The sequence below is a fragment of the Micromonospora sp. PTRAS2 genome, assembly GCF_054052245.1.
Genome location: NZ_JBSWBU010000002.1, coordinates 347,813 through 365,892, shown reverse-complemented (window position 1 = coordinate 365,892; position 18,080 = coordinate 347,813). Strand labels below are relative to the sequence as shown.

General features: G+C 74.5%; 16 protein-coding genes and 1 pseudogene. 11 read left to right on the top strand and 6 right to left on the bottom strand.

Annotated features, from left to right (window positions below; all coding sequences use genetic code 11):
* Positions 1-224 precede the first annotated feature (224 nt).
* Entirely contained in the window at positions 225-1,505 is a 1,281-nt protein-coding gene (locus ACVMYR_RS07520; RefSeq protein WP_077936608.1) for a hypothetical protein, read from the bottom strand.
* 311 nt (positions 1,506-1,816) lie between these two features.
* Between ACVMYR_RS07520 and rsmD the strand changes: the two genes are divergently transcribed.
* The 8 genes and pseudogenes from rsmD (at position 1,817) to mutM (ending at position 7,562) form a co-directional block, all read left to right on the top strand.
* On the top strand, positions 1,817-2,380 hold the full coding sequence (gene rsmD / locus ACVMYR_RS07515) for a 16S rRNA (guanine(966)-N(2))-methyltransferase RsmD (protein WP_077936609.1): 564 nt from the start codon (positions 1,817-1,819) through the stop codon (positions 2,378-2,380).
* A complete protein-coding gene (coaD, locus tag ACVMYR_RS07510; protein WP_043962312.1) occupies positions 2,377-2,865 on the top strand; it encodes a pantetheine-phosphate adenylyltransferase in 489 nt (162 codons plus the stop codon). The genes rsmD and coaD overlap by 4 nt, the downstream gene beginning before the upstream one ends.
* A 270-nt stretch (positions 2,866-3,135) precedes the next feature.
* Positions 3,136-3,633 carry an SPFH domain-containing protein gene (locus ACVMYR_RS07505; RefSeq protein ID WP_043962313.1) on the top strand — a complete coding sequence of 166 codons (498 nt, stop codon included), beginning with the start codon at positions 3,136-3,138 and terminating at the stop codon, positions 3,631-3,633.
* Positions 3,634-3,742: 109 nt separating this feature from the next.
* A complete protein-coding gene (locus ACVMYR_RS07500; protein ID WP_043962314.1) occupies positions 3,743-4,306 on the top strand; it encodes a YceD family protein in 564 nt (187 codons plus the stop codon).
* 5 nt (positions 4,307-4,311) lie between these two features.
* On the top strand, positions 4,312-4,485 hold the full coding sequence (gene rpmF / locus ACVMYR_RS07495) for a 50S ribosomal protein L32 (protein WP_043962315.1): 174 nt from the start codon (positions 4,312-4,314) through the stop codon (positions 4,483-4,485).
* A 114-nt stretch (positions 4,486-4,599) separates the two neighbouring features.
* On the top strand, positions 4,600-5,625 hold the full coding sequence (locus ACVMYR_RS07490) for a phosphate acyltransferase PlsX (RefSeq protein ID WP_077936622.1): 1,026 nt from the start codon (positions 4,600-4,602) through the stop codon (positions 5,623-5,625).
* Positions 5,626-5,722: 97 nt separating this feature from the next.
* Positions 5,723-6,448: pseudogene (rnc, locus tag ACVMYR_RS07485) on the top strand (ribonuclease III); the annotation flags it as partial.
* Positions 6,449-6,704: 256 nt separating this feature from the next.
* Positions 6,705-7,562 carry a bifunctional DNA-formamidopyrimidine glycosylase/DNA-(apurinic or apyrimidinic site) lyase gene (mutM, locus tag ACVMYR_RS07480; protein WP_077936611.1) on the top strand — a complete coding sequence of 286 codons (858 nt, stop codon included), beginning with the start codon at positions 6,705-6,707 and terminating at the stop codon, positions 7,560-7,562.
* Between the two features lie 5 nt (positions 7,563-7,567).
* On the opposite strand, the gene ACVMYR_RS07475 is transcribed toward mutM, so the two are convergent.
* Together ACVMYR_RS07475 and ACVMYR_RS07470 are read right to left on the bottom strand one after the other, a co-directional pair.
* Positions 7,568-8,446 carry an endo alpha-1,4 polygalactosaminidase gene (locus ACVMYR_RS07475; RefSeq protein WP_457121421.1) on the bottom strand — a complete coding sequence of 293 codons (879 nt, stop codon included), beginning with the start codon at positions 8,444-8,446 and terminating at the stop codon, positions 7,568-7,570.
* Positions 8,447-8,649: 203 nt separating this feature from the next.
* Positions 8,650-9,942, bottom strand: coding sequence for a CAP domain-containing protein (locus ACVMYR_RS07470; protein WP_457121725.1), 1,293 nt, complete (start codon positions 9,940-9,942; stop codon positions 8,650-8,652).
* 356 nt (positions 9,943-10,298) lie between these two features.
* On the opposite strand from ACVMYR_RS07470, the gene ACVMYR_RS07465 reads away from it, so the two are divergent.
* The 3 genes from ACVMYR_RS07465 (at position 10,299) to ACVMYR_RS07455 (ending at position 15,091) form a co-directional block, all read left to right on the top strand.
* Positions 10,299-10,493 (top strand): hypothetical protein, encoded by a 195-nt coding sequence (locus tag ACVMYR_RS07465; protein WP_036374707.1) that lies wholly within the window; start codon positions 10,299-10,301, stop codon positions 10,491-10,493.
* Between the two features lie 312 nt (positions 10,494-10,805).
* Complete coding sequence (smc, locus tag ACVMYR_RS07460; RefSeq protein ID WP_457121420.1) at positions 10,806-14,474, top strand: chromosome segregation protein SMC; 3,669 nt, start codon at positions 10,806-10,808, stop codon at positions 14,472-14,474.
* Entirely contained in the window at positions 14,474-15,091 is a 618-nt protein-coding gene (locus tag ACVMYR_RS07455; protein ID WP_457121419.1) for an HAD family hydrolase, read from the top strand. Before smc ends, ACVMYR_RS07455 begins: the two co-directional genes overlap by 1 nt.
* A 68-nt stretch (positions 15,092-15,159) precedes the next feature.
* Here ACVMYR_RS07455 and ACVMYR_RS07450 read toward each other — a convergent pair whose 3' ends face one another.
* From ACVMYR_RS07450 to ACVMYR_RS07440, 3 genes are all read right to left on the bottom strand, one after another.
* A complete protein-coding gene (locus ACVMYR_RS07450) occupies positions 15,160-15,681 on the bottom strand; it encodes a DinB family protein (RefSeq protein WP_077936614.1) in 522 nt (173 codons plus the stop codon).
* Positions 15,682-15,806: 125 nt separating this feature from the next.
* Entirely contained in the window at positions 15,807-16,247 is a 441-nt protein-coding gene (locus tag ACVMYR_RS07445; protein ID WP_052503669.1) for a MarR family winged helix-turn-helix transcriptional regulator, read from the bottom strand.
* Positions 16,248-16,273: 26 nt separating this feature from the next.
* On the bottom strand, positions 16,274-17,992 hold the full coding sequence (locus tag ACVMYR_RS07440) for an alkaline phosphatase D family protein (protein ID WP_457121418.1): 1,719 nt from the start codon (positions 17,990-17,992) through the stop codon (positions 16,274-16,276).
* Positions 17,993-18,080 lie beyond the last annotated feature (88 nt).

Below are 18,080 nucleotides of genomic sequence, written 5' to 3'. Positions count from 1 at the left end.
TTCGCGTTGGTCCCAGGCCGATGATCGACTCCATGTCGGCGACATGGCGGTATCAGCGGGGCCCGGATACCGCCATGTCGCCGACATGACAGCCCGCGATCCGCGATCGAGACGCGAGGCACCCGCCACCCGCCGACCGTCACCAGACACACGGCGAGGGCGCGCCGACCGGGTGGTCGACGCGCCCTCGCAGGTGCGTCAGATCAGTTCAGGCCGTGGCCCGATCAGGCGGTGAAGCGGATCCGCCGACGACGGGCCATCACGAAGAGCACCGCGCCGACCGCGAGCAGGGCCACCGCGCCGGCGGCGATGCCGCCGGCCGCCGCGCCGGTCACGGGGAGGCCACCCTCCTGGTCGCCGCCGCCGGAGCCGCCCTCCTCGCCGTCCTCGCAGTCCTTCGGCTGCTCCCACTTGATCGCCTCGCCGGAGGCGAGGTCACCGGTGACGGTCACGGTCAGGCCCGGGCTCGCCGGGAAGGTGACGGTGACGTCGCGGCCGGCCTCGACCGTGACGGTCTTCGGCTCGCCGGTGCTCGGGGTGAAGGTCGAGGTGAGGGTCGCGCCGTTCTCCGGGTTGGCGATCCGGAAGATCAGCTCGTCGCAGGTCGACTCGTAGCCGCCGTCGGGCTCGCCGACCTCGGGCTCCTGGCAGTCCTCGGGCTTGGCCCAGCCGCCGGTGAAGTCCTCCATGCCGGGGGCGGTGACCTTGAGTTCCTGCGCCTGGCCGGGGTTCAGCTTGCGGGTCTCGATCTTGCGCATCGGCACGGAGACGGTCTCGGTGTAGCCGCCGCTGCCGGTGATGGTGAACGCCGCCGCCGCGTTGCCGCTGCGGTTGACCAGGGTCAGCTCGACGTTGCCCTCGCAGTCGGACTCGGCGATGACCTCGGGGGCGGGGCTGCAGGTCTCGGAACCGCCGTTGTACCAGGCCTCCTGGGGCTTGCCCGTCGACTGGGAGCCGGGGGCCTTGGGGCTGCCGACCTTGCGGTGGCCGTACCGCGAGCCGTTGTCGGTGAGCGGGTCGATGATCTCGTCACCGAAGACGAAGTCGACCTGGGTGTAGCACTGCGGAACCTCGACCTTGAAGTCGAGGGTGGCCACGCCCAGCTCGCCCGCGCCGACGCCGGTGAACTTCTTGACCGACTTGTCCAGCACGTACTGGGGGAAGGCGACCTTCGCCGACGGGGCGACGTAGGACACCAGCGCGAAGGACTGCTCCTGGCCCTCGCAGAGCGGGCCGTTGACCAGCGTGATGCTGGCCTCGCCGCGCTTGCCCTTGAAGGTGTGCGTGTAGCGGGCGTCGGCCGCGCTGACGCAGGCCGGCCCCTCCGGGGCGGGCGAGGTCGGCGTGACGGTCGGACTGGGCGACGCCGTGGCGGTCGCCGACGCCGACGGCGAAGGGCTGGTCGCCAGGGCCGGCGACGAGGCCGCGAACGCCGTGGCGAGGCCGGCCAGGGCGGCGGCGGCCACGACGAGCGGCCGCCGTGGCGACAGCTTGGGACGGATCACGCGTACTCCCGGGGTGAAGAAACGTCAGGGCGCGGCGCGGGCAACGGCGGTCAGCGGTCGCGGCCGGTGAGGCGCGCCCGCGACGACGCCTCCCGGCGCCGGGTGGGCCGGCGGAGCGCAGCCGGCACCCGGCAGACCCTAGCGAGAACGCGCCGACCGTTACAGCGCTCAGATAGCCCTAAGGGTGATGTTATCAATTTGAGATCATTGATATACGAAACGTGATCACATCGGGACGCTGGTGGTACACACGGTGCCGCCCGCCCCGGCGCCGGCGTCGCGTAGCGTCGGGGCATGAGCAGGAGCAGTCGGTGACCCGGATCGTCGCCGGGACGCTCGGCGGCCGGCGCATCGCCGCGCCGCCCGGCGCCGGAACCCGGCCCACCTCCGACCGGGTCCGGGAGGCGCTGTTCAGCGCCGTGCAGGCCGACGTCGACCTGGCCGGGGCGCGCTTCGCGGACCTGTACGCCGGATCGGGCGCCGTCGGCCTGGAGGCGCTGTCCCGGGGGGCGGCGCACGTCCTGCTGGTCGAGTCCGACCCGCGCGCCGCCCGCGTGGTGCGGGAGAACATCGCCGCGCTGCGGGCCGCCCCGGCCGCGCGGCTGGTCACCGGCAAGGTCGCCACCGTGCTGGCGGCCGGCCCGGACGGCGGGCCGTACGACGTGGTCTTCGCCGACCCCCCGTACGCCGTACCCGATGCCGACGTCACCGCGATGCTGGCCGCGCTGGTCGACGGCGGCTGGCTGGCGGCGGACGCCCTCGTGGTGGTGGAGCGCTCCAGCCGGAGTGGCCCGGTCGGCTGGGTGGAGGGCGTCACTGCCGAGCGCAGCCGCCGTTACGGCGAGACCACCCTTTGGTACGGTCGCCGATCATGAGACGTGCGGTGTGTCCCGGCTCTTTCGACCCGGTCACCAATGGACACCTCGACATCATCGGGCGGGCCGCCCGGCTCTTCGACGAGGTGATCGTCGGCGTGCTGGTCAACCAGTCCAAGAGCGGCCTGTTCACCGTCGAGGAGCGGATCGAGATGCTCCGCGAGGTCACCTCCTCGTACGACAACGTGCGGGTCGCGTCCTTCCGGGGCCTGCTGGTCGACTTCTGCCGGGCCCAGCGGGCCAGCGTCCTGATCAAGGGCCTGCGGGCGGTCAGCGACTTCGACTACGAGCTGCAGATGGCCCAGATGAACATCGGCCTGGCCGGCGTCGAGACGCTGTTCATGCCGACCAACCCGCTCTACTCCTTCCTCTCCTCCAGCCTGGTCAAGGACGTGGCGAAGTGGGGCGGCGACGTCTCCGCCCACGTCCCCGACCTGGTCCGCGAGGCCCTCCAGGTCCGGCTCGGCCCGCCGCCGCGCCCCTGACCGGCGGGGCGACGACCCCGGCCCGACCGGCGGCCGACGACCTGACCGGCGGGGCGTGACGACCGGTTCGGCCGGCGGCCGACGACCTGGACGGCGGGGTGTGAAGACCCCGCCCGGCCGCGACACGGCGCCCTGACCGGCCGCGACACGACGCGCCGGGCGGGGTGGATCGGCGGGCGGTGGCCGGGGCGCGACATGATGGTTCGAGCGGGAACCCGGCCGTAGCCCGCATCATGTAGGTCGGCCGACGACGACAGGAGTGAGGTACCGGTGGACCCGCTCGACCGCATCGACGAACTGATCGCCATGGTGGAGCAGGCCCGCTCCGTCCCGATGTCGCGGAACAACTGCATGGTCGACCGGGGCGAGATGATCGCCGCGCTCGACGAGCTGCGCGCCGACCTTCCCGCCGACCTGCGCCGGGCGGCGGCCCTGCTGGGGGAGCGGGACAAGATCATGGAGGCCGGCAAGCGGGAGGCCGACCGGATCATCAGCGAGGGTGAGGCGGAACACGCCCGCCTGGTGTCGGTGAACGAGATCACGGTCTCGGCCGAGCACGAGGGCGCCCGGATCATCGCCGAGGCCCGCGCCGAGGCGCAGCGGCTGCGCGAGGAGGTCGACGACTACGTCGACACCGCGCTGGCCAACTTCGAGCAGTTCCTCACCCGGGCGCTGGCCTCCATCGAGCGCGGGCGGGACAAGATGCACGCGCTGCGCGAGATCGGCACCTTCGGTGGGGACGAGGCGGAGCGCCCGTTACCCTTCTGAGCGGCACCTCAGCAGCCGACAGGCGGGGCGGGCGTCGCCCCCGGTTCGACGGTCCGGCGGTCGTCCAGGTAACCTTTTTTGTCGGCCTCTCACCGGCCGGAGTCTGACTATGCCCAAACACTCGCCTTCATCACTCAACCCCAAGGCGCCGCTGGTCCTCGACACGAGGGACCTGCCGCGTCGCCCTGGCGCGTTGCGTACGCTCCGGCGGGTCGTCCCGGCACCGAAGGACCTCGGCGTGGAGTTGATCGGCGTGCCGGAGGGCGCGGACCTCGACCTCGACCTGAGGCTGGAGTCGGTGTCCGAGGGGGTGCTCGTCTCCGGGACCGTGAGCGGTCGCGTCAAGGGCGAGTGCGGGCGTTGCCTGCGTGAGATCGACGACTCGGTGGCCGTGCCCGTCCAGGAGCTGTACGCGTACGAGAACAGCACCACGGACGCCACGACCGACGAGGACGAGGTGGGCCGGATGCAGGACGATCTGATCGACCTGGAGCCGGCGCTGCGGGACGCGGTGGTGCTCATGCTGCCGACCAACCCGCTCTGCCGGGAGGACTGCCCAGGGTTGTGCCCCGAGTGCGGGGTGCACTGGGACGATCTGCCGGCCGACCACAGTCACGAGCAGATCGACCCGCGTTGGGCGGGCCTGTCGCAACTGAACCGTACAGAGGAGTAGGAACCGTGGCCGTCCCGAAGCGCAAGATGTCGCGCAGCAACACCCGGTCCCGCCGGGCGAACTGGAAGGCGACCGTGGTGGCGACCACCGCCTGCCCGCAGTGCAAGTCCCCGAAGCTGCCGCACGCCGCGTGCTCCGTCTGTGGCACGTACAACGGCCGCCAGGTTCTCGAGGTCTGACCTGGACGCCGAGTGACGCCCCCGACCCCCGGTCGGGTGGCGCGCGCATCCTGGCGATCGCCCGGTGCCCCGGCTCCCGCCGTCGCCGGCCGGCCCGTTCCGGCCGGTGTCCCGCTGGAGCCGGGCACCGCGCGGATCGCCGTTGACCTCCTCGGCGGGGACGATGCTCCCGCCGTCGTGGTTGACGGCGCTCTGCGGGCCATGCGCGCCGACCCGGACCTGCACCTTCTGCTCGTCGGCCCCGCCGAGGTGGCCGACGAGCTGATCGGTGCGCTCGATCCGGCGCAACGCGCCCGGGTCACGGTCCGGCCGGTGCGCGCCGCCGTCGGCATGGCCGAGAATCCGGTCGCCGCCCGCGCCGACAGCACCGTACGCACGGCGGCCACCGCCGTCCGCGACGGCCTCGCCGACGCGATGGTCTCCGCCGGCTCCACCGGCGCGACCGTCACCGCGGCGGCGCTCGGCCTCGGCCGGTGGCCGCACGTGCGCCGGCCGGCCCTGGTCGCGACCCTGCCGGCGGTCGCCGGACCGGTGGTGCTGCTCGACGTCGGCGGCTCCCTGGAGCCGGGCCCCGCCACCCTCGCGCGGCACGCCGTGCTCGGCGCGGCCTACGCGGCCGTCGCGCACGGCGTGGTCGAGCCGCGCGTCGGGCTGCTGTCGGTGGGCACCGAGGCGGGCAAGGGGGACCGGCTGCGCCGCAGCGCCGACCCGGCGCTCGCCGCCGCGCCGCTGCCCTGCGCCGCGCGCTACGTCGGCCTCGTCGAGGGGTACGACATCGCCTCCGGCCTGCGCGCCGACGTGGTGGTCACCGACGGGTTCACCGGCAACGTGCTGCTGAAGGCGATCGAGGGCGCGTACGCGATGGCCGGCGGGCCCCCGCCCGGCGGCGGTGCCCCCCGGGCCGCCGCCCTGCTCGGGGTGGCCGGCACGGTGGTGGTCTGCCACGGCGCGGCCCGCGGCCAGGACGTCGCCTCCGGCATCGCCCTGGCCGCCCACCTGTGGCGTCGGCGGGCCACCGACACCGTCTCCGTGCTGCTCGGCGTCCCCGGCGGCGCCGGCCCGGCCGGGGTGGCCCCGGAGACCTCCGCGCAGCCCGGTGACCACACCGAGCGCACCACCGACACCGAGGTGAGCCTGTGACCGCCCGTACCGTCCCGACCGGCCGCGTCGGCGCGCCGGCACCGGCGGGTGCGCCCGGCGCGCGCCGCCCGGTCGTGAACCGAGAGGTAACCGCATCATGACCATCGACAAGCGGCGGCGTGCGCCCATCGGTCACCTGGAGGCCGCCTTCGGGGTCTCGCTGGACGCGGAGCTGCTGGAGCGGGCGCTGACCCACCGCTCGTACGCGTACGAGAACGGCGGCCTGCCCACCAACGAGCGGCTGGAGTTCCTCGGCGACTCGGTCCTCGGCGTGGTGATCACGACCGCGTTGTTCCACAACCATCCCGACCTGCCGGAGGGCCAGCTCGCCAAGCTGCGGGCGAGTGTGGTCAACATGCGGGCGCTCGCGGACGTGGCACGGGGCCTGGGCCCGGACGGGCTCGGCGCGTACCTGCTGCTGGGCAAGGGCGAGGAGAGCACCGGCGGCCGGGACAAGGCGAGCATCCTCGCCGACACCCTGGAGGCCCTGCTCGGCGCGATCTACCTCCAGTACGGGCTGGACACCGCCGCGATCGTGATCCACCGGCTGTTCGACCCGCTGATGGCCGAGTCGGCCGGGCGGGGTGCCGCGCTGGACTGGAAGACGAGCCTCCAGGAGCTGACGGCCGCCCTCGGGCTGGGCGTGCCCGAATACCGCATCGAGGGCACCGGGCCGGACCACCTCAAGACGTTCACCGCCTGGGTGGTGGTCGCCGGCAACCGGTACGGCGGGGCGGAGGGGCGCAGCAAGAAGGAGGCCGAGCAGCGGGCCGCCGAGTCGGCCTGGCGGGAGCTGACCGCCCAGGCCGAACGGGACCGGGCAGCCCAGGCCGAACGGGACCGGGCCGAGCAGGCCGAACGGGACCGGGCCGAGGCGGCACAACGGGAGCGGGCCGCCGCCGAGGCGTCGGACGGGCCCGTCGAGCCGGGCGCGGTCAACGGCACGGACGTCGTGGGCGTCGTCGAGGTCGACGCGGCGGGCGCCGTGGGCGCGTCGGCGCTGGTCGCCGCCGACGGTGAGCCCGCGGACGCCCCGACCGGCAGGCCCGCCGACGCCCCGGCGGCCGGCGAGGCGAACCGTGCCTGAGCTGCCCGAGGTCGAGACCGTCCGGCAGGGCCTGGCCCAGTGGGTCACCGGCCGCCGGATCGTCGGCGTCGAGGTGCGCCATCCCCGGGCGGTGCGCCGGCACCTGGCCGGGCCGGCGCACTTCGCCGACGTGCTCGCCGGGCGGACGGTGCTTGACGTGCGGCGGCGCGGCAAGTATCTGTGGCTGCCGCTGGACAGCGGAGACGCGATCGTCGGCCACCTCGGCATGTCCGGTCAGCTCCTGCTCCAGCCGGCGACGGCGGCCGACGAGCTGCACCTGCGGGTCCGGTTCCGGTTCGCCGACGACGGGCCCGAGCTGCGCTTCGTGGACCAGCGCACGTTCGGCGGGCTGGCGGTCTCCTCCGGCGGGGCCGAGCTGCCGCCCGAGATCGCGCACATCGCCCGGGACCCGATGGACCCGGAGTTCTCCGACAGCGCCTTCGTCGCCGCCCTGCGCCGGCGGCGCACGGAGGTGAAGCGGGCGCTGCTCGACCAGACCCTCGTCTCCGGCGTCGGCAACATCTACGCCGACGAGGCGCTGTGGCGGGCGAAGCTGCACGGGGCCCGGCCCACCGACCAGCTGACCGCGCCCGTCGCGCAGCGGCTGCTCGGCCACGTCCGGGACGTCCTCGGCGAGGCGATCAAAGAGGGCGGCACCAGCTTCGACGCCCTCTACGTCAACGTCAACGGCGAGAGCGGCTATTTCGACCGGGCGCTCAACGCGTACGGGCGGGAGGGCGAGCCGTGCCCGCGGTGCGGCGCGCCGCTGCGCCGGGAGGCGTTCATGAACCGCTCCTCGTACAGCTGCCCCCGCTGCCAGCCCCGGCCCCGGGCCGCGCTGCGGGGCTGACCCGCTCAGGGGCCGCCGGTCCCGCCCCGCGCCGGGGCCGGCGGGGCGTCCGGGCAGGCGTCCCGCCACGCGTCCAGCTCGCGCCGCTTCTGGATGGAGGCGAAGCCGTAGCCGAGGGTGGTCACGCAGAACTCGTCCGGGTCGCCCGTGTATTCGACGTGGAACACCGGCTTGCTGGCGTCCGCGAACGGCAGCAGCTTCGCGCACTGGCGCAGCCGGACGCACTCCTCGTTGACGGCGAAGTCGAAGTCCGGCGCGAGGGCGGTCACCTGCGGCACGTCCCCGAGCAGGCCGGGGGACAACTCCAGTGAGCGGGCCAGGGCGGCGGCCCGCCGGTTGAACCGCAGCTGGTCGTCGAAGTCCAGGTCGAAGCCGGTGGGGTGGGCGTAGCCGTCGGCGTCGGCGAGGGCCACCGCCCCGAAGCCCTTGCCCCGGCACAGCCGCAGCCGGTCGGCCAGGATGGGCTCCAGCACGTCCCACCGCCGCACGTCCACCCACCGGGTGCCGGGCGACCGGCCGGCCGCGCCGCCGACCTCCGGCGGGTACCGGTCGGCGTCCGGGTCGGTCCGCGCGTACGCGCCGACGCCGACCTGGCAGACCAGCCGGCGGTCCCGGCCGCGCAGCGCCGCGGTCTCGGTGCTCGTGGTACGCACCGGGTCGAGCAGAAACACGTCCGCCTCGACCGTGGTGTCGAGCGGGCCGGTGAGCTGCCACTGCCAGCGCCAGTGCCGGGCCTGGCCGGGCGGCCACGGGGTAGGCGCGCCCGGCGGCGTCACCACGGCTCGGCAGCCGTACGCCGTCGTCAGCAGCGTCAGCGCGACGAGCAGGCGCAGCAGTCGGCGCGACGCGCGCCCGACGCGGGGCGACGGCGGCCCGATCCGCATCGGCAGCTCCGCAGGTCGCGGGCGGCGTCGAACCGCCCGGAGGCGGGTGCGCCCACCGGCCGCCCGCAGCGGACCGGCCGCCGGTCGCCCCGAGGCGGACCCGCCGCCAAGGGCACCGCCCCGGCGCGCCTCACCGGGTCAAACGAGCGTGGCCCCCGGGACGACTCGCCTCTCCCCGTCCCGGGGGCCACGCCCGGCCCGGGTCAGCGTGGCGTGCCGAAGTCCTGCGTCCAGTACGGCCCGTTGCTGTTGGCGACGCCGACGCCGATCTCGGTGAAGGAGCAGTTCAGGATGTTGGCGCGGTGCCCGGGGCTGTTCATCCAGGCGTCCATCACCGCGGCCGGGGTCTGCTGGTTCCACGCGACGTTCTCGCCGTACGCGCGCCAGGCGTAGCCGGCCCGGTCGAGCCGCTCGCCGACGTCGCTGCCGTCGCTGCCGTCGTGCGTCATCTTCCGGTGGTCGGCCTGGTCCTGGCTGTGCGCCTGGGCCGCCGCCATGAGCTTGTCGTCGATCTTCAGGGCGCCGCACCCGGCCTTGGCCCGCTCCGCGTTGACCAGGTTGACGACCTCCTGCGCCTGCGCGCTCACGCCCGGCGCGGCGGCGACGCGGGGCGTGGCGGGGGCGCTGCTGCGCTGGTTGCTCCGCGACGCGGCGGTGGTCCGGCTGGGCTTCGGGGTCGGCTTGGCGGTCCGGCTCGGCGACGGCGACGGGCTGGCGCTGGTCGGCGAGGCGCTCGGCGAGGGCGTCGGCGACGGGCCGGCCGAGGTCGGGTCGGCCGGGTCGGCGGGCGCGGCGACCGGCGCGTCGGCCGCGGCCGGGTCGGTCCGTGGGGCGTCCCCGCCGGGCAGCACGAGGGCGCCGACGCCGAGGCTCACCACCAGGGTGGCCGCTGCGGCGGCGCCGCCGATCAGCAGCGGGCGCGGGAGCCGACGGGCGGGCCGGTGCCGCCCCTCGCCGCTGCCCGCGGCGGTGTCGGCGCGGCGGGCAGCGAGGTCGGCCGGCTGCCCGGCGGCCGGCGTGGCCGAGCCCACGGCCGGGCCGGCGACGACCGGGCCTTCGACGATCGGGAGCGCCCGGGTGTGCTCGGCCGCCGGGGCCGGCTGGCCGGCCGGATACCACTGGTCGGAGGCCCGTTCCGGCGCGTGCCACCGATCGCCCGGTGGTTCCGGCGACTGCCACTGTCCGCTCGGCTGTTCCGGGGAGTGCCATTGCCCGCTCGGCCGTTCCGGTGCGTGCCATTGCCCGTTCGGCTGTTCCGGCGAGTGCCACCGGGCGGTGGGTTCGCCCGCCCACGGCCGGTCGGCCGGCGGCGCAGGGGGCTGGTCGGTGTGCCGTTGGTCACTCGGCTGGTCCGGTTCGTCCCCGAACAGGTAGGTCGACCGTGGTGCCGGGCGGTCGGTCAGCCAGGCCGGCTCGTCGGCCGGGGGCTCCTGGCGCCACCGCGCGCCCTCCGGGTCGTTCGGGTCGGTCCAGCCGTACACGCCTGTCGCCTCCATGGGTCGGTTGCGGGCCGGGGTGACCGTACGGGCGCGCCGCAAGCTGCGGCAACGTGGCTAAGAAAGAGTTAAGACGAAAGCGGTTCGCGTGGGGTGAGTTCCGTTGTTCCCGGGCGTACAGTTAACGCGTCCGGACAGAGCGTGTCCGCGCCTTGTGGCAGCCACCGACAAGCGGCCCGGCCGACGTGAAGATGATCTACGGCCTGCGGTAACTTGACGAATGAGGGGTTGTCGGCTCAATATGTAGGTGTCGCCAGTCGCGCCCGGTCGTGCCCAGAATCGCTGGGAATGACAGCCGCGAACGAGTGGGCGCGCGTTGGTCCGGCCTTTCCGGCAGCGCATATCAAGGAGTCAGCATGGCGAAGGCCCTCTACGGCCACGTAGGTGCAGCGCCCGATCGGCGTCTGCTCGACGAGGTCACCCGACTGCGGTCCAGGGTTCAGGCTCTGGAGTTCGAGATCACGCGCCTGCGTGCCGAGAACGATCGGCTTGCGGCGGCTGCGGCGGAGGCGGACGACCTCCTCCGTCTGGCCGAGCCGGCGCTGACCTGATCTCCAGTAGGTCCGACAACTGAATCGCACCACGCAGAAATCGCGCGCCGACACTTATGTGCCGGCGCGCAGCCATGTCCGGGGCAATTTCCCCGTACCATTTTCTGATCTTGAATAATTGATCAAGCTCTGCCTCGGCCGAGGCCGTCCGATCCGTACCGGGAAAACCGGTACGCGGCGTCCCGGCCGGCCGCCGACGCGGGCCCGGGGCGGGTCGCGTGCCCGAGCGCCGGCGAGACCGGGTTAGTCTGCGGGTTCACCAGGTCCGCGCAGCCCACGACGCTCGGCGGCCACCGGACGAGGATCGAGAAGGTGTATCTCAAGAGCCTGACGGTGAAGGGGTTCAAGTCCTTCGCCTCCGCGACGACGCTGAAGCTGGAGCCGGGGATCACCTGCGTGGTCGGCCCGAACGGCTCCGGCAAGTCCAACGTCGTCGATGCCATCGCCTGGGTGCTCGGTGAGCAGGGCGCCAAGGCGCTGCGCGGCGGCAAGATGGAGGACGTCATCTTCGCCGGCACCGCCGGGCGGGCCCCGCTGGGCCGGGCCGAGGTCACCCTCACCATCGACAACACCGACGGCGCGCTGCCCATCGAGTACACCGAGGTCTCCATCACCCGCCGGATGTTCCGCTCCGGCGAGAGCGAGTACGAGATCAACGGCGACTCCTGCCGCCTGCTCGACATCCAGGAGCTGCTGTCGGACTCCGGCATCGGCCGGGAGATGCACATCATCGTCGGCCAGGGCCGCCTCGACGGGATGCTGCACGCCAAGCCGGAGGACCGGCGGGCGTTCATCGAGGAGGCGGCCGGCGTCCTCAAGCACCGCAAGCGCAAGGAGAAGGCGCTGCGGAAGCTCGACGCGATGCAGACCAATCTCAACCGCCTGACCGACCTCACCGCCGAGCTGCGCCGCCAGCTCAAGCCGCTGGGCCGGCAGGCCGAGGTGGCCCGCCGCGCCGCCGCGATCCAGGCCAACCTGCGCGACGCCCGGCTGCGGCTGCTCGCCGACGACCTGCACACCCTGCGCGCCACCCTGGACCGGGAGATCGCCGACGAGAGCGCCGCGCGGGAGCGACGCCAGGAGGTCGAGGCGGAGCACACCGAGGTGCAGGGCCGGCTCGGCGAGCTGGAGGCCGCCCTCGCCGAGGACGCGCCGCTGCTCGCCGCTGCCCAGGACACCTGGTACAAGCTCTCCGCGCTCTCCGAGCGGTTCCGCTCCGTCGAGCAGCTCGCCCGCGAGCGGCTGCGCCACCTCACCGCCACGCCCGACGACGAGCGCCCCGGCCGCGACCCCGACCAGCTGGACGCCGAGGCGGAGCGGGTCCGCGAGCAGGAGGAGGAGCTGCGCGGCGCGCTCACCGACGACCAGATCCGCCTCGCTGAGGCCGTCGAACAGCGGCAGGAGCTGGAACGGCAGCTCGCCGCCGCCGAACGGGAGCTGGTCGCCGCCGCGAAGGCGATCGCCGACCGGCGCGAAGGGCTGGCCCGGCTCACCGGCCAGGTCAACTCCGCCCGCGCCCGCACCACCAGCGCGGGGGAGGAAATCGAGCGGCTCGCCGCCGCGCACGCCGACGCCCTCGCCCGCGCCGAGCAGGCGCAGGCCGACCTGGACGCCGTCGCCGAGCAGTCCACCGAGGCCGACCGGGACAACGCCGACCTCGACGACCGGCACGCCGAGGCCGTCGCCGCCCAGGAGCGGGCGCAGGCCGCCGCCCGGTCGCTCGCCGACGCGGAACGGGCCGCCGAGAAGGAAGCCGCCACGCAGAAGGCCCGCGAGGAGGCGCTCGCCATCGGCCTGCGCCGCAAGGACGGCGCGGGGGCGCTGCTGGCCCGCGCCGGCGAGGTGCCCGGCCTGCTCGGCAGCCTCGCCGGGCTGCTCACCGTCGCCCCCGGCCACTCCGCCGCGCTCGCCGCCGCGCTGGGCGGGCTCGCCGACGCGGTCGCGGTCACCGGCGTCGACGAGGCCGTCGAGGCGATGCGGCTGCTCAAGATCTCCGACGCCGGGCGGGCCGGCCTGCTCGTCGGCAGCCCCGCCGGGCCGGGCATGACCGGCGGCGCCGACGCCCTGCGCCCGAAGCTGCCCGCGCACGCCCGCTGGGCCCCCGACCTGGTCGAGTGCTCCGCCGAGCTGCGCCCCGCCGTGCACCGGGCGCTGCGCGACGTGGCCGTCGTCGACGACCTCGCCGCCGCCGCCGAGCTGGTCGCCGACAACCCGGAGCTGCGCGCGGTCACCCCCGACGGCGACGTCGTCGGGGCGTACGCGGCGGCCGGCGGGTCGGCGAAGGCACCCAGCTTCATCGAGGTGCAGGCCGCCGTCGAGGAGGCCCGGGGCAACCGGCTCGCCGCCGAGCGCACCGCCGCCGAGCTGCGCGAGCAACTCGTCGAGGCGCGCGCCGAGGTCGCCGCCGCCAAGGAGGCCGTGCAGCACGCCGCCGCCGCGAAGCGGGAGGCCGAGAGCCACCGCAACGCCGCCGCCCGCCGGCTGGCGGAGCTGGGCGCCGCCGCCCGGTCGGCGAAGGCGGAGACCGACCGGCTCGGCGAGTCCCGCGCCCGCGCCGAGGCGGCCCGGGAACGGGACCTCGCCGCTCTGGCCGAGCTGGAGGAGCGGCTGCGGCTGGCCGAGGCCACCCCGATCGACGCCGAGCCGTCCACGGACGAACGCGACCAGCTCGCCGCGATGGTGCCGCAGGCCCGGCAGAACGAGATGGAGGTCCGGCTCGCCGTGCGTACCGCCGAGGAGCGGGTCTCCTCGATCGCCGGCCGGGCCGACTCGCTGCGCCGGCAGGCCGCCGCCGAGCGGGCCGCGCGGGAACGCGCGGCGGCCCGACGCGCGGCCCGCGCCCGGGGCGCGACCATCGCCCGCGCGGTGGCCGGCGGCGCCCGCGAGGCGCTGGCCCGGCTCGCCGTGTCGATCGCGCGGGCCGAGGAGCACCGCGACGCCGTGGCGCGCGAGCGGGCCGCCCGCGAGGCCGAGCTGTCCGAGGTACGCGGCGCGGCGAAGCGCCTCGGCGCGGAGCTGGAGCGGCTGACCAGCCAGGTGCACCGGGACGAGGTGGCCCGCGCCGAGCAGCGGCTGCGCATCGAGCAGTTGGAGGCCAAGGCCGCCGAGGACTTCGGCCTCGACGTGGAGACGCTCCTCGCCGAGTACGGCCCGACGCAGCCCGTACCCCCGACCCAGGCCGACGTGGCGGCGGCCGAGCGGGACGGGCTGCCCGTGCCCGAGCCGGTCCGCTACGAGCGGCCGGTGCAGGAGAAGCGGGCCGCGAAGGCGGAACGCGAGCTGACCCTGCTCGGCAAGGTCAACCCCCTGGCGCTGGAGGAGTTCGCCGCGCTGGAGGAGCGCTACAAGTTCCTCTCCGAGCAGCTGGAGGACCTCAAGGCCACCCGCCGGGACCTGCTGACCGTGGTCAAGGACGTCGACGAGCGCATCCTGGAGGTCTTCGCCAGCGCGTTCGCCGACACCGCGCGGGAGTTCGAGCAGGTCTTCACGGTGCTCTTCCCCGGCGGCGAGGGGCGGCTGATCCTCACCGACCCCGAGGACCTGCTCACCACCGGCGTGGAGGTGGAGGCCCGGCCGCCCGGCAAGAAGATCAAGCGGCTGTCGCTGCTCTCCGGCGGCGAGCGGTCGCTGACCGCCGTGGCGATGCTGGTGGCGATCTTCCGGGCCCGGCCCAGCCCCTTCTACATCATGGACGAGGTCGAGGCGGCCCTCGACGACGTCAACCTGGGCAGGTTGATCACGCTGCTGGCACAGTTGCGGGAGAAGAGTCAGCTGATCGTCATCACGCACCAGAAGCGGACGATGGAGATCGCCGACGCCCTCTACGGGGTGACCATGCGCAGCGGGGTCACCCAGGTGATCAGCCAGCGGCTCAACCGGGCCGAGGGTGAGCAGGGGCCGCCCGCCCGCGCCGCCATCGACGGCGGCGTCGGCCGGGACGGCGACGACCAGCGGCACGGCCGCGGCGAGGAGAAACAGTAGTGGCTCGGGAACGCGCGACGGCGCTCCTGGTGGATCTCGACGGGGTGCTGCGGCGCTGGGACCCGGCGGTCGCCGCCGGCGTGGAACGGGACTACGGCCTCGCCGAGGGGGTGCTCACCGAGATCGCCATGCACTGGGGACGCCTCCAGCCGGTGCTCACCGGCCAGGTCAGCCACGCCGACTGGGTCGCCAGCGTCGCCGACGCGCTGGCCGACTCGGCCGGCGGCGAGCAGCGCGCCCGCGCCGCCGTGGAGCAGTGGCAGCGCTACCGGGGCGAGGTCGACCCCGACGTGCTGGCGTTCGTGCGCGAGGTGCGGGCGGCCGGCGTACGGGTCGGGCTCGGCACCAACGGCACCGACCTGCTCGACACCGACCTCGCCGCGCTGGGCCTGACCGACGAGCTGGACGTGGTGGTCAACTCCTCCGTCGTCGGGGTGCACAAGCCGGCGAAGGAATACTTCCAGGCCGCCTGCGCGGCGCTGGACACCCCGCCGGCCCGGGTGCTGTTCGTCGACGACGAGGACTGGGCGATCCGGGGCGCGCGGGCGGCCGGGCTGTCGGCGTACCGGTGGGACGGGCCGTCGGGGCTGCGCTACCTGCGGGCGGCCCTGGCGTAGTGAGCGGTCGTCCCGGGGCCGGCGGGCTGCCGGCCCCGGGTTCTGTCACTCGCCGGCCCCGGGGGCCGTCACTCGCCGGTCACGCCGTCGATGCGTTCCCGGATCAGGTCGGCGTGGCCGTTGTGCCGGGCGTACTCCTCGATCATGTGCAGGTAGACCCAGCGCAGGCTGAACGTGCGCTTCTTGGGCCCGACCTCGGTGAACGTCTCGTCGAGGGAGCGGCCCGCCGCGGCGGCGCGGGCGAGGCCGACCTCCCGGTGGTAGACGGCGAGGTCGGCCTCGGCGTCGGCGGCGCTGACGTCGTGGTCGGCGTCGGGGTTCTCCGGCGTGAAGTACGGGTAGTCGACGCGCTGCCCGGCGAAGCACTCCCGGAACCACCACGCCTCCACCTCGGCCAGGTGCCGCACCAGGCCGAGCAGGCTCAGCCCGGACGGCTCGACGCTGGGCGTGCGCAACTGCTCGGCGGTCAGCCCGGCGCACTTGAGCAGCAGGGTCTGCCGGTGGTAGTCCAGCCAGCCGTCGAGCATGGTGCGCTCGTCGCCGACGAACGGGGCGTCGCTGCGGGTGGTCTGCGGTGCTCTCCAGGTCATCCGCCCATCCTGGCGGCTACCCCCGACAGCGGCCACCGCATTGCGCGCCGTCCGGCGCGACGCGGGGTGTTAGGAAGGGGCCCTTCCTATACAGAAAGCGTTAACAGGGGGCCCTTCCTTGCACCTCAGTCGAGGGCGTCGTTGAAGCGGCGAAGCAGGCGGCCGAAGTCCTCCACGTCCCGTCTCGACCAGCTCTCCACTATGCGCCGAAACATGGCCAGCCGGGTCGCCCGGGCGGCGTCGAACCGGCGCTGCCCCTCCTCGGTCAGGGTGAGCCGCCACGCCCGGCGGTCCTCCGGCTCGGGCTCCCGGCGCACCAGCCCGAGCGCCTCCAGGCCGTTGATCTGTCGGCTGAGCGTCCCCTTGCTGATCCCGAGCCGGGCCGACAGGTCGGTCAGCCGGGTCGCGTCCGACCGGCGCAGCCACAACAGCAGCCCGTACGCGTTCTGGTCCAGGTCGGGGTGCACCTCGCGGGCGACCTCGAAGGAGAGCGAGCGGCCCCGGCGCAGCAGCGCGGTCAACTCGTGCTCGACGAACCGCAGGATCTCCGGGGAATGATCGTCCACGCCGCAAGGGTACGGGCGCGACGGGCTCAGCCCTCGGAGGCGAGCCGCCTTCGGAACACCGTTCGCAGGTGCCCGTCGCCGGTGGTGCCCTCGATCGTCACGTCGGCCGTGCGTCCGGTGTGGGCGAGGGTGGCCACCGCGTTGCCGAAGTACGGGCCGGCCAGCTTGCGCCAGCGCACGCTCGGGCGGCGTACCCCGGCGCAGCGGGCCAGCGCGCGGGTGGCCCCGGCCGGCCCCGGCGACCAGCCCAGCCGCATCAGCGGGCGCATCGCCGCCGGCACCTGGTTGTGGATCGGCGAGCAGGTCAGCTGGTGCACGGGGGTGTGCACCGCCGGGTCGGGGAAACGGGCCCGGGCCACGTACGAGTGGTGCACGTCGCCCGACAGCACGCTGATCGACGCCGGCGGCGGGTACGCCGGCCCCGCGCCGACCCGGTCGCCGGTGTGCCCGGCCGGGCCGCTGCCCAGCCGCGCGAAGAGTGCGCCGAGGGCGTCGAAGGAACGGCGGAACGCCGCCCAGTGCTCCAGGTCGAGCGCCCGGCGCAGCCGCTCGGCGAACCCGGCCACCCAGCGGTGCCGGGAGTCGGCGAGCTTCTCGTTCCACGCCTCCACGTGGTGGATGCCCGGCGGCAGCAGCCAGGGCAGCGACGCGCCGACGACGAGGTGGTCGTAGACGCCGTGCGCCCGGTCGAGGAACCAGGACCACTCGCCGGGCGGCAGCATCGCCCGGTTGCCCCGCTCCAGCACCCGGCTGCACCGGTTGTCGAGCATCACCAGCCGCGTGCGCCCCAGGTCCAGGGCGTAGCTCCACTGGTACTGCACCGCGCGCCAGCGTTCGGTGTCGTGCGCCTCGTCGGCCTCCCTGTCGACCCGGGCGCCGAACTCGCGCAGCACCTCGGTGGCGTCCGACGCGGCGGCGGTGACCTTCCGGTAGACGGGGTCGGCGGCGATCTCGTCGGGGTCGAGGTTGCCCAGGTGCTGGTAGACCCAGTAGGAGGCCAGGCCGCTGCCGATCCGCTCGGCCCACCAGGGCTGGGCGCGCATGTCGTCGCGCCACGACGCGGAGGTGTTCCAGTCGTCGATCACCTCGTGGTCGTCGAAGATCATCACGCTGGGCACGGTCGAGAACAGCCAGCGGATCTCCGGGTCGCGCCACGACTCCAGGTAGAGCTTGGTGTATTCGTCGAAGCTGACCACCTGCGTCGCCGGGGCGCCCTCCGGCCGCCTGCGCCGCCGCTTGAGCAGCCGCCGCACCGTCGGTGAGGTCTCGTCGGCGTAGACCTGGTCGCCGAGCAGCACCAGCAGGTCGGGCTGGGCGTCGGCCCGGCCCGGGTCGGCCATCAACCGCCGGGCGTACGCGTCGAGCGCGTCCGGGGGCAGCTTGCGGGCGGTCGAGTGCTGGGTGGTCTCCCGGCAGGAGCCGAAGACCAGGCGCACCGGCTGGTCCCGGTCGTCGGCGGCGCGGGTGCGGATCACGCTGGGCGGGAAGGCGGACCGGGGCTCCGGCCAGGCGAGCTCGTCGTCGACCAGCACCTCGTACGTCGTCGCGCTGTCCGGGGTGAGCCCCTCGACGACGACGAGCGCGTAGTGGTGGTCGTACGCGGAGAAGGTGGTCGCGGCCCCCTCGGCGCCGTCGGCCGTGCGGACCCGGACCGTCGCGGGCGCGCTGGTCTCCACCCAGACGGTGGCCCGCGTGCCGACGACCCGGCGCAGCAGCGGGCCGATGAGCAGGCGGGGAGCCGGCATGGGGAACCTCCAGGAGACGAGACGATCTCATCATTTCTACCCGGTCGGCCGTCGCGCCACCCCTGGCCGCCGCGAGCGTACCCGCAGC

Coding starts and splice junctions, on each gene's coding strand:
- ACVMYR_RS07465 (WP_036374707.1), top strand. CDS start 10,299: ATGGCGAAGGCCCTCTACGGCCACGTAGGTGCAGCGCCCGATCGGCGT.
- ACVMYR_RS07450 (WP_077936614.1), bottom strand. CDS start 15,681: ATGACCTGGAGAGCACCGCAGACCACCCGCAGCGACGCCCCGTTCGTC.
- ACVMYR_RS07470 (WP_457121725.1), bottom strand. CDS start 9,942: ATGGAGGCGACAGGCGTGTACGGCTGGACCGACCCGAACGACCCGGAG.
- ACVMYR_RS07440 (WP_457121418.1), bottom strand. CDS start 17,992: ATGCCGGCTCCCCGCCTGCTCATCGGCCCGCTGCTGCGCCGGGTCGTC.
- ACVMYR_RS07475 (WP_457121421.1), bottom strand. CDS start 8,446: ATGCGGATCGGGCCGCCGTCGCCCCGCGTCGGGCGCGCGTCGCGCCGA.
- coaD (WP_043962312.1), top strand. CDS start 2,377: ATGAGACGTGCGGTGTGTCCCGGCTCTTTCGACCCGGTCACCAATGGA.
- ACVMYR_RS07500 (WP_043962314.1), top strand. CDS start 3,743: ATGCCCAAACACTCGCCTTCATCACTCAACCCCAAGGCGCCGCTGGTC.